The sequence below is a fragment of the Paraburkholderia kirstenboschensis genome, assembly GCF_904848585.1.
Lineage (GTDB): Bacteria > Pseudomonadota > Gammaproteobacteria > Burkholderiales > Burkholderiaceae > Paraburkholderia > Paraburkholderia kirstenboschensis.
In genome coordinates, this window is record NZ_CAJHCR010000012.1 from 80,208 (window position 1) to 94,062 (window position 13,855).

At 60.8% G+C, this 13,855-nt stretch carries 12 protein-coding genes; 9 read left to right on the forward strand and 3 right to left on the reverse strand.

Annotation, left to right across the window (positions count from 1 at the left end):
* The first annotated feature begins 1 nt into the window (after position 1).
* From JMY24_RS25830 to JMY24_RS25855, 6 genes are all read left to right on the forward strand, one after another.
* A complete protein-coding gene (locus JMY24_RS25830) occupies positions 2-1,915 on the forward strand; it encodes a (Fe-S)-binding protein (RefSeq protein ID WP_128596797.1) in 1,914 nt (637 codons plus the stop codon).
* 4 nt (positions 1,916-1,919) lie between these two features.
* Positions 1,920-3,089: an electron transfer flavoprotein subunit alpha/FixB family protein gene (locus JMY24_RS25835; protein ID WP_201703173.1), complete on the forward strand. Its 1,170-nt coding sequence runs from the start codon at positions 1,920-1,922 to the stop codon at positions 3,087-3,089.
* The gene (locus JMY24_RS25840; protein ID WP_128596798.1) at positions 3,086-3,862 is read left to right on the forward strand and encodes an electron transfer flavoprotein subunit beta/FixA family protein; all 777 of its coding nucleotides are present in this window, start codon (positions 3,086-3,088) and stop codon (positions 3,860-3,862) included. Before JMY24_RS25835 ends, JMY24_RS25840 begins: the two co-directional genes overlap by 4 nt.
* A gap of 73 nt (positions 3,863-3,935) precedes the next feature.
* Positions 3,936-5,240: an aromatic ring-hydroxylating oxygenase subunit alpha gene (locus tag JMY24_RS25845; protein WP_128584472.1), complete on the forward strand. Its 1,305-nt coding sequence runs from the start codon at positions 3,936-3,938 to the stop codon at positions 5,238-5,240.
* Between the two features lie 33 nt (positions 5,241-5,273).
* A complete protein-coding gene (locus JMY24_RS25850) occupies positions 5,274-6,527 on the forward strand; it encodes an FAD-binding oxidoreductase (RefSeq protein WP_201703175.1) in 1,254 nt (417 codons plus the stop codon).
* Positions 6,528-6,694: 167 nt separating this feature from the next.
* Positions 6,695-7,552 carry a glycine betaine ABC transporter substrate-binding protein gene (locus JMY24_RS25855; RefSeq protein ID WP_020067508.1) on the forward strand — a complete coding sequence of 286 codons (858 nt, stop codon included), beginning with the start codon at positions 6,695-6,697 and terminating at the stop codon, positions 7,550-7,552.
* A gap of 66 nt (positions 7,553-7,618) precedes the next feature.
* Here JMY24_RS25855 and purU read toward each other — a convergent pair whose 3' ends face one another.
* From purU to JMY24_RS39275, 3 genes are all read right to left on the reverse strand, one after another.
* On the reverse strand, positions 7,619-8,494 hold the full coding sequence (gene purU, locus JMY24_RS25860) for a formyltetrahydrofolate deformylase (RefSeq protein ID WP_020067509.1): 876 nt from the start codon (positions 8,492-8,494) through the stop codon (positions 7,619-7,621).
* Between the two features lie 125 nt (positions 8,495-8,619).
* Positions 8,620-9,534: a choline sulfate utilization transcriptional regulator gene (locus tag JMY24_RS25865; protein ID WP_128596799.1), complete on the reverse strand. Its 915-nt coding sequence runs from the start codon at positions 9,532-9,534 to the stop codon at positions 8,620-8,622.
* 36 nt (positions 9,535-9,570) lie between these two features.
* Positions 9,571-9,696, reverse strand: coding sequence for a hypothetical protein (locus tag JMY24_RS39275; protein WP_268960825.1), 126 nt, complete (start codon positions 9,694-9,696; stop codon positions 9,571-9,573).
* A gap of 10 nt (positions 9,697-9,706) precedes the next feature.
* On the opposite strand from JMY24_RS39275, the gene betC reads away from it, so the two are divergent.
* The 3 genes from betC (at position 9,707) to JMY24_RS25880 (ending at position 13,682) form a co-directional block, all read left to right on the forward strand.
* The gene (betC, locus tag JMY24_RS25870; protein ID WP_128596800.1) at positions 9,707-11,245 is read left to right on the forward strand and encodes a choline-sulfatase; all 1,539 of its coding nucleotides are present in this window, start codon (positions 9,707-9,709) and stop codon (positions 11,243-11,245) included.
* A 46-nt stretch (positions 11,246-11,291) separates the two neighbouring features.
* On the forward strand, positions 11,292-12,245 hold the full coding sequence (locus JMY24_RS25875) for a choline ABC transporter substrate-binding protein (RefSeq protein WP_128584468.1): 954 nt from the start codon (positions 11,292-11,294) through the stop codon (positions 12,243-12,245).
* 288 nt (positions 12,246-12,533) lie between these two features.
* A complete protein-coding gene (locus JMY24_RS25880) occupies positions 12,534-13,682 on the forward strand; it encodes a porin (protein ID WP_128584467.1) in 1,149 nt (382 codons plus the stop codon).
* Positions 13,683-13,855: the final 173 nt, after the last annotated feature.

Genomic DNA, 13,855 nt, shown 5'->3' on the forward strand with positions numbered 1-13,855 from the left:
GATGAGCCCCGTGTCTGTCATCACCGTGCTGTTGTGGTTGTCGATGGCGGGTCTGGCTTTCGCGCTCGCGAAGCGCGCCGCATACTGGCGCGTGGGTCGCGCAACGGCGGCGGGCGCGTACGGCTGGGCGAATCTGCTGTCGATTCCGAAACGCTACTTCGTCGATCTGCATCATGTGGTCGCGCGCGATCCGTACATTGCGAAAACGCACGTTGCGACTGCCGGCGGGGCGATCCTCGCGATGGCCCTCGTGTTCGTCAACTACGGTCTCGCGATCTACTCGCCGTGGCTCGACAAGCTGATCTTTCTGGCCGCGCTCGTGATGCTGGTCGGCGCAGTATTCGTATGGCGTCGCCGGCATGGTGCGAAGGCGGTACCCGCGCGACTTTCGCGCGGACCCTGGGATCATCTGCCGCTGCTGCTTGGGTCGTTCGCGCTCGGTCTCGTGTTGTTCATCGCACTGCCGGCCGCTGCAATGTCGGGCGCGCTCGCGATCATCGTCGCGCTGCTGATCGCAGTGGGCGCGTTCACGATGACATTCGGCGCCGCACGTGGCGGTCCAATGAAACATGCGCTCGCGGGTCTGTTGCATCTCGCGTTTCATCCGCGTCAGGAGCGCTTTGCCGAGCGTAACGATCGCGACGTGGTGCCGCCGACCGCATTGAAGGCGCCGCTGCTCGACGCGAAAGAATACGGCGTGGGCAAGCCCGTGGAGTTTCGCTGGAACCAGTTGCTCAGTTTCGACGCATGCGTGCAGTGCGGCAAATGCGAGGCAGCGTGTCCCGCATTCGCCGCCGGCCAGCCGCTCAATCCGAAGAAGCTCATTCAGGATCTGGTGACGGGCATGGTGGGCGGCACGGACGCCGAATACGCAGGCAGTCCCACGCCGGGCATTCCCGTAGGCAAGCATGGCGGTGCGCCCGGCAAGCCGCTAATTTCAAGCCTGATCGAGGCAGAAACGCTGTGGTCGTGCACGACCTGCCGCGCTTGCGTGCAGGAGTGCCCGATGCTGATCGAGCACGTGGACGCCATCGTGGATATGCGCCGCAATCAGACGCTCGTCGAAGGCGTGGTGCCGGGCAAGGGGCCGATCACGCTCGCGAATCTGCGCGAAACGGGTAGCTCGAATGGTTACGACATCGGCGCGCGTTATGACTGGGCGGTCGATTTGCAAGTGCAGGTCGCGCAGCCTGGACGTCGCGTGGATGTGCTGCTGATCGCGGGCGAAGGCGCATTCGACATGCGCTATCAACGCACGCTGCGCGCGCTCGTCAAGGTGCTCAACCGCGCGGGTGTCGACTATGCGGTGCTTGGCGGCGTCGAAACCGATACGGGCGACACGGCCCGGCGTCTCGGCGACGAAGCCACGTTCCAGCAACTCGCGAAGAAGTTGATCGGCACGCTCTCGCAGTACTCGTTCGGCAAGATCGTCACCTCCGACCCGCACGTGCTGCACAGCTTGCGCAACGAGTATCGCGCGTTGGGCGGCTTCTATGAAGTGCAGCATCACACCGCGCTGATCGATGAACTGGTTGCGAGCGGCAAGCTGTCGCCGCGCGCGCTCGCCGCCTACGCGGATAGCAAGATCACGTATCACGATCCGTGCTACCTGGGCCGCTACAACGGCGAGACTGAGGCGCCGCGCCGAGTGCTGAAGAGTATTGGCATCAAGGTTGTCGAAATGGAGCGCCACGGCATGCGTGGACGTTGCTGCGGTGGCGGCGGCGGTGCCCCGTTGACCGACATTCCGGGCAAGCGGCGCATTCCCGACATTCGTATCGACGACGCACGCGGCATCGGCGCCGAGATTGTCGCCGTGGGCTGCCCGAATTGCACCGCGATGCTCGAAGGCGTGGTCGGGCCGCGTCCTGAAGTGCTGGACGTCGCTGAACTGGTTGCAGCAGCGCTGGAGTAACGCGATGAACACAATCAAACGAATCGATCCGCGCCGGCCGTTCACGATTACAGTAGACGGACTCAGACGCATCACCCTGGGCGCGACTGGCGTGGCGGGCGCAATAGATTTCACTGCTGCGGGCGCCGCGCATCGTGAACAGCCAAAGCCGCGCCGTACGAGCGCCACGCCGCAGCACGTGATGCTGGTGGCGGCGCACGCGGACCGCGGCGCGCTCGACGATCACGCGCGCCAGACGCTGGCCGCCGCCGCATTGATCGCCGATGCCACCACCGAGGTCGTGCTGCTGGTATTCGGCGAATTCACGGGCGACGCCGCCGCACTCGGCGCTGACAAGCTGATCGAGTTGCCTACGTTCGATCGACGCCATTTCGCGCCGGCCGACGAATTGAATGCGCTCGCCGCGTGCGTCGCCGCTTATGCGCCTGCGCACCTGTTCCTGCCCGACAACGCGATCGGCGACGGCGATCTGGGCCGCCGCTATGCGGCGGCGGCCAATGCAAGCGTCGCGACACACGTCGTCGAAATCGATGCGTCTCACGTGGCCGCTTATGTGCACGCGAACACCGCGTTCGCTTCATGTGCGCTGCCGGAAGTGATATTGATTGCGCCGAACGCAGTCGATCCGAAGCTGCCGTTCGTCGGCGCAGGAGAGCGAGTCGCGTGGCGTTTCGATGCCGAACCTACTGCTACCAAAGGCATCGTGCGTGACCTCGGCATCGAGGACATGGACGCGGCGCAGCTCGCGCTCGAAGAGGCTGACTTCATCGTGTCCGCAGGCAACGGCGTCAGCGATGTGCCTGCGTTCGAGCGTCTCGCGGCCACGCTCGGCGCGGCGATCGGTGCAAGCCGCGTTGCAGTCGACGACGGCAAGTTCACTCGCGACAAGCAGATTGGCGCGACCGGCAAGACCGTTGAAGCGAGCGTGTATATCGCGTTCGGCATATCCGGCGCCGTGCAGCATTTGCAAGGCATCAAGGATTGCCGGCATGTGATCGCGGTGAACCTCGACGCGAGCGCGCCGATCGCAAAGCGCGCGAACCTGACTGTGATCGCGGATGCGCAGGAAACTATCGCGGCACTCAATGACGCGGCTGCCGCGGCGCGCACGGCGCGCGGCACGAGTGCAGCATTACTGAATTCGAAGGCTGTAGCGGAAGGAGCGCTCGCATGAAAATCGCCGTACTGGTTTCCGTGGGCCGGCATCCGGTGAGCGGTGTCGCGCGCTATAGCCGCAACGACGCCGCCGCACTGACGCTCGCTTTGACGCTTGCAAAGCAGCACGCTGCGACGCTCGATGTGCTGCATGCGGGCGACCCTGCGAATCCCGCGCTGCAGGAATATCTCGCGCTCGGCGCGCGCTCGGTCGAAGTGCTTGCCGTTCCCGACGCAGACGGATCGCAAGCCGATGGCGCAGCGCTGCTTGCCGCGCGTCTGCCCGGCTACGATCTCGTGCTGACCGGCACGCGCGCCGAAGGTGCTTTCGACAGCGGCATGTTGCCGTATCGGGTGGCGAATGCGCTGGACATTCCGCTCGTCGGCGCGGCTGTCGATATTGTCTTGAAGGACGGTTGCGCACAAGTCCGGCAATTCATGCCCAAGGGTTTGCGCCGCCGTGTCGAAGTGCAGTTGCCCGCACTGATCGCCGTGCACCCGATGGCAAACGCAACGCCGACCTATGCCTATGCACGACAGCGCGAAGGGACCATTCACGCGCTTGCCTGTGGGGCTGCCGGCCACGCGACGGATATGGCCTGGACCATTCGCCCGGCGAGCGCCAAGCCCGTGCGTCTCGCCGCGGCCGAGAAGCGCTCGGGCCACGCCCGGATGCTCTCCGCAACCACGACGGAAAGCCGCGGCGGAAGCGTCGTAATTGAAGGGAGTTCCGTCGAAAAAGCACAAGTGATTCTGGCGTATTTGCGCGAGCATCAACTCGTGGATTACTGATTTCCGGTTCAGGCGAACAAGCGGCCAGGAGGGCCTGGCGCGGCGCCAGACGTGACACGCAACGGAGCACACAATGAAAGTTTCCGCAGACGTTCGCGCAATGATCGAACGCCGCAAAAAGAATTACACGCTGGAAGCGCCGTTCTATACGAGCGAGGAAATCTTCGCGCTCGACATGGACGCGATCTTCCGTCATCACTGGATTCAGGTCGCGGTTGAACCGGATGTGCCCGAGCCGGGCGATTACATCACGGTGGAAATCGGCCACGATTCCATTCTGATCGTACGCGACGACGACATGCAGGTGCGGGCGTTTCACAACGTGTGCCGCCATCGCGGCGCACGCCTGTGCAATACCGACAAGGGTTCGCTCGGCAATATCGTCTGCCCGTATCACAGCTGGACGTATAACCTGAACGGCGATCTGATGTTCGCCGAGCACATGGGCGACCAGTTCGACCGCTGCAAGCACAGCTTGAAGAGAGTCCACGTCGAGAACCTCGCGGGACTCATTTTCATCTGTCTCGCCGACAACCCGCCCGCTGACTTTTCCGTCATGCGCGCGGCAATGGAGCCGTACCTCGCGCCGCATCAGCTGGCGGGCTGCAAGATCGCGGCGTCAATCGACATCATCGAGGAAGGCAACTGGAAGCTTACGATGGAGAACAATCGCGAGTGCTATCACTGCGTCGCGAATCATCCTGAGCTGACCATTTCGCTTTACGAATACGGTTTCGGCTATCAGCGCACACCGGCTAACGAAGAGGGCATGGCCGCTTTCGAAGAGACGGTTGCGCGCCGTACCGCGCAATGGGAAGCAATGAAGCTGCCGTCGGCGGAAATCGACCGGCTCGCGGATCTCGTTACCGGTTTTCGCACGCAACGTCTGCCGCTCGATCGCGACGGCGAATCGCAGACCCTGGACGCGAAGGTGGCCTCGAAGAAATTGCTCGGCGGCTTTGAGCAGGCCGATCTTGGCGGTTTGTCTTTCTGGACGCAGCCAAATTCATGGCATCACTTCATGAGCGATCACATTGTGAGTTTCTCGGTGATTCCGCTTTCGGCAGGCAAAACGCTGGTGCGCACGAAATGGCTCGTTCACAAGGACGCGCGCGAAGGCATCGACTACGACGTCAACAACCTGACGGCCGTATGGCGCGCAACCAACGATCAGGACCGCGCGCTCGTTGAATACTCGCAGCGCGGCGCAACCAGCAGCGCCTATGAGCCGGGTCCGTATTCGCCGTTCACAGAGGGTCTCGTGGAGAAGTTCTGCGACTGGTACATCGGCCGTATTGCAGATTACAGCAATGCGCCGCAGACGCACGATGCCGAACCGTCCGCATTCGGCGAAAAAGTCGTGTCCTTCAAGCGCTGAGCGCACTAGCGCAACCAGGAGCGGGAGAAAACAATGATGCGCGATCATGCGACGTTTCAGCTCGGCACCGAGCCGGCATCGCAATTTGCAACAAGCCGTGTTACGCAGCCGCGCTTCTGGGACACGCTGCCCGCGCGGTGGGACAGCGATGTCGACGACACACTGGTGTGCTGCCATGTGCGTCAGGAAACGCATGACGTGAAGAGTTTTTTCTTCCGCGCGCCGGGGGAACGAAGCTTCGTATTCGAGCCGGGACAGTTCATCACGCTCGAACTGGATATCGATGGCGAGTCGATCAACCGTTGCTATACGATCTCCTCGCCGCCTACGCGTCCGCACACCATCTCCATTACGGTGAAGCGCGTGCCGGGCGGCAAAGTGTCGAACTGGCTGCACGACAATCTGCAGGCGGGCGGCGAAGTTCGCGTGCTGGGGCCCGCGGGCGAATTCACGTGTGCCCGTCATCCCGCGCGCAAATTGCTGTTTCTGTCGGCAGGTTCAGGCATTACGCCGTTGATGTCGATGAGTCGCGCGCATCACGAACTCGGCGAGGATAGCGACATTGTCTTCGTGCACAGCGCCCGCACGCCCGACGACATTATCTTCGCGCGCGAACTCGACCTGATCGCGTCAAATCACGCGCATTTTCGTACTGCATTCGTTTGCGAACGGGTCGGCGCGCGCACGAACTGGCCAGGCGTGACGGGTTTTCTGACGTTGCCCTTACTCAAGCTGATTGCACCGGACTTTCTCGAACGCGAGATCTTCACCTGCGGGCCCGCGCCGTACATGCAAGCAGTGCGCAATCTACTCGACGAGGGCGGTTTCGACCGTGGCCATTATCATGAGGAAAGCTTTTCGTTCGGCACGGTCAGCGAGCTCGCCGCTCAACTGACTACCGTGCATGTCGCGGAGGTGTTGCAAAACGCGGCCGAGCCTGCGACAGTCGAGAGCTTCGTGGAAGCCCGCGAACAGGCACCGGCTTTCGAGCCGGCTACCGCGCCCGGTATGGCAGAAGTGGAAACGCGCTACAAAGTCAGCTTCACTAAAAGCAACCGTGAGATCGAATGCGGCAGCGGCCAGCATGTGCTGGATGCCGCGAAAAAAGCGGGTGTGCGCCTGCCGGCATCGTGCACACAGGGCATGTGCGGAACCTGCAAGGTGAAGCTGGTATCGGGCGAGGTGGCGATGAAGCATGCGGGCGGCATTCGTCAGCGGGAAATCGATCAAGGCATGGTGCTGCTCTGTTGCAGCAAGCCGCTCACCGATCTCGTCGTCGAGAAGTGACTGGCGCCAACGGTCAGGAAGAAACTGTCGTGAGTCGCGGCAGGAAGCACATGGGCCAGGTCGCGTGCGGACAACTACTTGTCGCAAAACAACGTTACCGGGCAATTCTGGCTGGCGATTCTAAATGCTCATTGGGTTGTTTTTAGACGGCGAAAGGGAGAACGGCGATGAGACTGATCAAAAAGATACTGGTGTTGAGCACCCTGAGCGCGGCGCTGGCGGCAACCAGCGTAAGCGCCCCGGCGGATACGAAGCCGACCATCAAGATCGGCTACGTGGAAGGCTGGGACGATAGCGTCGCGACATCCAACGTCGCCGCCCGCGTGATCGAAAAACGCCTGGGCTATCAGGTACAACTCGTACCGGTTGCAGCGGGTGTGATGTGGCAAGGTGTGGCGCGGGGCGATCTCGACGCGACGCTGTCCGCGTGGCTGCCGGTCACGCACGGCGCGTACTGGAACAACTTCAAGGACAAAGTGGTCGATCTCGGTCCTAATTTCAACGATGCGAAGATCGGTCTTATCGTGCCCGACAATCTCGACGTGAAAACGGTCGGCGACCTGGAAGCGAAAAAAGCGGAGTTCGGCTCGCGCATCGTCGGTATCGACGCAGGCGCGGGCGTGATGCAGAAAACCAGCGAGGCAATCAAGGCTTACGGACTCGACTACAAGCTGATGCCGAGCTCGGGCAGCGCGATGACCGCGGAGCTCGCGCGCTCGGAAGCGGCGAGCAAGCCGATCATCGTGACCGGCTGGAAGCCGCACTGGATGTTCGCGAAGTACAAGCTCAAGTTCCTTGAAGACCCGAAGAAAGTGTTCGGTGAGGCGGAGCACGTGGACAGCGTCGTCAATCCTGAACTGGAAAAGAAGGCGCCGCCCGTTGTCGCGTTCCTGAAGAAGTTTCAGTGGAAGCCGGGTGAGATCGACAGCGTGATGCTCGCCACGCAAAACGGCGAGAAGCCGACCGCCGCCGCGGACGCGTGGATTAGTGCACACGGCGATCGGGTGGATAGCTGGGTTAAGTAGTCCCGCTTTGGCTGTCTATGCTTCAAGTTCAAGAAACGCCGCTTATTAAAGCGGCGTTTTTTTCGCTTATTGCAGCACGACAGTTCTATCGCCGTTGATAAAAACCCGTCGCTCGATAAACGCCTTGACCGCGCGAGCGAGCGTAATGCACTCGACGTCGCGTCCGGTGGCGAGCAGGCGCTCCGGACTGTACGAATGATCGACACGCTCGACAACCTGCTCGATGATCGGACCTTCGTCGAGATCGTCGGTGACAAAGTGCGCTGTCGCGCCGATCAGTTTGACGCCGCGCGCATGCGCCTGGTGATAGGGCTTCGCGCCCTTGAAGCCCGGCAAAAACGAATGGTGAATGTTGATCGCGCGCGCAGCGAGTGCACGGCTCGTCTCGCCCGAAAGAATCTGCATGTAGCGCGCGAGGATCATCAATTCGGCGCCGGACGTCTCGAATAGATCGAGCAAACGCGCTTCCTGCTGCGGTTTCGTATCGGCGGTGATCGGCAGATGGTGAAACGGCAACCCGTGTTGCTGCGCGAGCGGTTCGAGATCGCGGTGATTCGAGCCGATGCCGACAATGTCCATCTTGAGCTCGCCCATTCGCCACCGAAATAGCAGGTCCGCGAGACAGTGCTCGAGCTTCGACACCATGATGAGTACTTTGGGACGAGTGCTAACGTCGTGCATCGCCCATGTCATACGGAAACGCTCGGCAATCGGCTCGAACTCGCGTTTGAGCGCCGCGATATTTCGGGTCTCGTTCGCATCCACGCCGTGAAAAACGCAGCGCACGAAGAAGCGCTCGCTGAGGTCGTCGTCGAAAACGGTGAGTTCGTCGATATAACAATGATGCCGGTCGAGAAAGCCGACAACGGCGGCAACCTGGCCCGCGGCGCTCGGACACGCGACGGTGAGAACCAGTTGATCAGGACGGGAATCGGCGGACATGCGCTCTCCACATAAACGAAGGGGGATGCCGCGGGGCGCGGCATGCATCGTCGCAGTAGAGCAAATTCACGCGCGACGCGGATAGAAGCGAATCGCCGTGGCAATGGAACCGGAACGCCAGATAGTTATTCCGCGTCGAGCCCACATTCGCCGAGCAGCCATTGGCGGAAGGCGTCGACTGCTGCCGTGGCCGCGCGCTGCGTGACCAGCATGTAACCGCGCTCGGTAACCACCGGAGTGTCGAATAGCTCGACGAGTTGGCCGGTCGCAAGCAGTTCATGAATGAGCGGCGCCCAGCCGAGCGCCACGCCTTGGCCCATGATCGCCGCATGGGCGACGAGGGTGAAGCTGTTGAACGTGATGCCGCGATGCGCTGCGGGCGCAACGAGGCCGTGCGCCGCGAACCAGTCGGCCCACGACACCCAGCGCGCGGGCTGCGTCGGTTCAAGGTGCAGAAGCGGCAGCGCGAGCAGCTCGGACGGCGACATCAGCGGTGGATGTGCTGCGAGAAACGCCGGGCTGCACACCGGCGTCACACGCTCCGGAAAGAGTTTGACCACGCTGCGCGCGTTCCAGTCCGCATGTTCGTCGCCGAATGCAATCGCCACGTCCGCCTGATCGTGCGACGGATCGAACACACTCTGCGACGTGATGATCTTCACGTCGACATCGGGCATCAGCGCCTTGAATTGCGAAAGCCGCGGCATCAGCCAGTAAGTGGCGAAACCGAAGTCGGTGGACAGCGTGAGCGTTTGCGGCGTGCGGCGCGCGCGGATTTCGGCGGTGGCATGACGGATGGTGTCGAGCGCATGACGCACCGCATCGAAAAGCCGCTCGCCGTCTTCGGTGAGCCTGACGCCCCGATGACCACGCTCGAAAAGCGGCGCGCCCAGCGTCTCTTCAAGTTGCACGATGCGCTGGCTCACTGCCGGCTGCGTAGAGCCTAACTCTCGCGCGGCCGCGGTGAAACTTGCGAGACGCGCGGCGGATTCGAACATCGTCAACGCCTGCATTGGCGGCAAGCGGTCCTGCCTCGACATAACGCCCCCTTATAGGCACATAACGAATTGCCGTCTTCACAGCGCCGAATTGACCGGCAATAGTGGTGTAGATGCCGCACGCGGACCGCCACCGTCGCTTCGAGTTGTATCTGCGATCGCACCGGCATAGGTAGTTGCACTGACATCCATGATTTTATTCAAGGCGCGCTCCATGCTTGACAGCAAAAAGAATATTCTCATTCTGATGGCCGATCAGATGACTCCATTTGCGCTCGCCGCTTATGGACATCCGCTTACCAGAACACCTAACCTCGACCGCCTTGCAAAAGAGGGCGTGGTATTCGATTCTGCATATTGCGCAAGCCCGCTGTGTGCGCCTTCGCGCTTTTCTTTTCTGTCCGGCAAACTTCCGTCTGCAATCGGCGCGTACGACAATGCCGCGGAATTTCCGTCGCAAACACTGACATTCGCACATTACCTTCGCGTTGAAGGATATCGCACGATTCTCTCGGGAAAAATGCATTTCTGCGGCGCGGATCAGTTGCACGGTTTCGAAGAGCGCCTCACCACCGACATTTACCCGGCCGACTTCGGCTGGACGCCGAACTGGGACGATTTCCAGGCGCGTCCAACGTGGTATCACAACATGAGTTCCGTTATCGAAGCCGGACCGTGCGTGCGCACGAATCAGCTCGATTTCGACGATGAAGTCACGTTCACGACGCGCCAGAAGCTCTTCGACATTGCCCGTGAGCGGCACGCCGGAAAAGACGCGAGGCCTTTCTGCATGGTTGCCTCGCTGACACATCCTCATGACCCTTACGCGATTCCGCAAAAGTACTGGGACATGTATCAGGACGAAGATATCGACATGCCCGCGCATCGCGATTCATTCGACGAAGCCGATCCTCACTCCAGGCGCTTGCGTCACGTTTGCGAAACCGATCGCACGCCGCCGACCGACCAGCAGATCCGCAACGCACGGCGCGCCTATTACGGCGCGATTTCCTATGTCGACGATCAGTTCGGTGCGATTCTCGAAGCGCTCGAACAGGCTGGGCTGGCCGAGGACACGATCATCGTCGTCACTTCCGATCATGGCGAGATGCTCGGCGAGCGGGGCCTCTGGTACAAGATGACGTTTTTTGAAGGCGGCTGCCGCGTGCCGCTGATCGTGCACGCGCCGCAGCACTTCGACGCGCATCGCGTGCACGCTTCTGTGTCGCATCTCGATCTGCTCCCCACGCTAGTCGAGCTGGCGCGCGGCGAACAACCGGCGGCATGGCCCGATTCGCTCGACGGACACAGTCTCGTGCCGCACCTTCGAGCGGAGCGGGGCGGTCATGATGAAGCAATCGGCGAATATCTTGCTGAAGGCGCTATTGCGCCGATCGTGATGCTGCGGCGCGGGCGCTTCAAGTTCATACACACGCCTGCCGACCCCGACCAGCTGTACGACGTCAAAGCGGATCCGCTCGAGCGTGAGAACCTCGCGCAGAAAGCCGAATACGCCGCCCAGATCGACGCGTTGCGCAACGAGATTGCCACGCGCTGGGACCTCGCCGCGCTGCACGAGGAAGTGCTGCAAAGCCAGCGTCGCCGCCGGTTTCATTTCACCGCCACGACCCAGGGCACAGTTGCTTCCTGGGACTGGCAACCCCGGGTCGATGCAAGTCAGCGTTATATGCGCAATCACATCGATCTGGACACGCTGGAGGCAATGGCGCGCTTCCCCGCGGTCGCGCACTGATTGGTCGCTGCATGCTTACTTCTCACTCACTCACAGGAAAGCCGCGATGATGAACAAGCTATTCAAACAGGCGATGTCCGGCGTTGCGCTGCTATGCGCGGCAGCCAGTTTCGCCTCCGCCGCCGAGCCGCAATCGTGCATGCAGGTGAACATGGCGGGGCCGGGATGGACCGACATCGACGCAACCAATGCGATGACCGGCGTCGTGCTGAAGGCGCTCGGTTATAAACAGAAGGTGGCAAACCTTTCGGTGCCGATCACGTATCAGGGCCTGAAAAAAGGGCAAATCGACGTGTTTCTCGGCAACTGGATGCCCGCGCAAGCGCCGGTCGTCAAACCCTTCGAAGAAGAAAAGTCGATCGTGGTCGTTCATCCGAACCTGAGCAATGCGAAGTTCACGCTTGCAGTGCCCGACTACGTGGCGGCAGCAGGCGTTCACTCGTTCGCGGACCTTGCCAGGAATGCCGACAAGTTCGACAGCAGGATCTACGGCATCGAACCCGGCGCGCCGGCCAATCAGAACATCAAGAAGATGGTCGATGACAAAGCGTTCGGCCTCGACAGCTGGAAGGTCGTCGAATCCAGTGAGACGGGCATGCTCACACAAGTCGAGCGTGCAGTACGCGAGAAGAAGTGGATCGTGTTTCTTGCGTGGGAGCCGCATGTGATGAACACGAAGTTCAAGCTGAGTTATCTTGACGGAGGCGATAAGTACTTCGGCCCGAACTACGGCGGCGCCACGGTCAACACCGTTGCGCGCAGCGGCTACGCGGAACAATGCCCTAACGTGGGCCGTCTTTTCAGGCAGCTGACATTCAACGTCGACCTCGAAAACGGAGTGATCACCGAAGTACTCGAAAAGAAGACCGGTGTCGACGTAGCCGCGACCGAAGCGCTCAAGCGCCACCCCGAACTGCTCAAGTCATGGCTGGATGGCGTGAATACCGCGAGCGGTACGAATGGCTTGCAAGCCGTTCAGACGGCGCTTGGCGTGAAGTAGAAGAGGCAATGCCAATTGTGTGCTTGATTGAGCGCTTATAAGGTCGCAAGGCGACAGATTCATGTCGCATCCGATCGACTCGCCGTAAATCTGGAACCGTATTCTTGACGCGTCGACGCGGGCCTGGCGGAATTTTCATGCTGGACAAATAACAGCCAGGCCATATCGACCGGTCTCAACCAGTTTCGAACTGCCCGTCATGCGAGAAGTGCTGCGCGCCTGTTATTGGCCGTTGCAGGGATCGCTTTATCCAACGAATTGCGCAGGTACAGATCAGGGGAGAATTCAATGAAGAAGAAAAATGCCGTCAGTCTTTCGGGACTCGCTATTGCAGCAAGCGCCGTATGCGCGCCAACGGCTGTCCACGCGCAAAGCAGCGTCACGCTGTATGGCGTTCTGGACGCCGGCATCACGTACGTGAGCAACGCCGGTGGCTCCCACCAGGTCAAGTTCGACGACGGCATTTCGTACGGCAACCGTATCGGCTTCAAGGGCGTCGAAGATCTGGGCGGCGGCTTGCAGGCCATATTCGTGCTCGAGTCGGGTTTCCACTTGGGCAATGGACAGCTTGGATTTGGCGGTGCCCAATTCGGCCGCCAGGCGTATGTCGGCCTGAAGAACAACTGGGGCACGCTGTCGTTTGGTAACCAGCTCGACATGACCGAAGAATTCGCCTACCTGTACAACATATCGGCGTGGGCAAGCGGTTACGCGATTCACCAGGGCGACTTCGACCGGATGAACGGCGACCGGCTGCCGAACTCGATCAAGTATCTCTCCAACGATATTTCCGGTTTCTCTTTTGGCGGCATGTACTCGTTCGGCAATACGGCGGGCGACTTCCACCAGAAGAGCGCATGGAGCGTGGGCGCGCGCTATGAACACGGCGCGTTCAACATGGGCGCCGCGTACACGCAGTTGAACAATCCTTTTGGCATCTACGCATTCGATCCGTATGCGATGATCGGCACGCATACTTTCCTCGGCAGGCCCACCGTCTCGGTCGATCCTGCAACCGGCGCAGTAACAGATCTGTACAGTTCCTCTGCATTCCCCGTCGACAAGCAAGGCGCCTTTGCAGTCGGCGCCGCCTACACGATCGGCAATGTGATGTTGAGCGGCAACTTCACCTACACGACTATCAAGGGGGTCGGGCAAACGTCGCATATGCAGGTGTACGAGGGCGGCGCTTCGTATACTTTCACGCCGGCGTTGATGCTATACGGCGGTTATCAGCACACGCGATTTGAAGGAAACCACTGGAACCAGGGATCGCTCGGGCTTCACTACCTGCTGTCCAAACGCACAGACGTCTATATCTCCGGCGATTATCTGCGCGCTTCCGATGGCGTGAACGCGGTAATCGGCTATAGCTTCACGCCGTCGTCAACCAGCACGCAGGCGGACGTGCGTATCGGCATGCGCCATTCTTTCTGAAGCACGGGCGGCGGGTTTCCGGCAGCGGAAATCCGCCGTGGCTATTTGTCTGCTTTATCAGTATTTGTCGCTTCTTCTTTATATCCGCTCTACAATCCCGTCCCGCGCATGAGTCGCAGTTCAGTCCGGTGTGCCGTTATGGCATATACGGACGTCGCACTCCATGTCTTCCT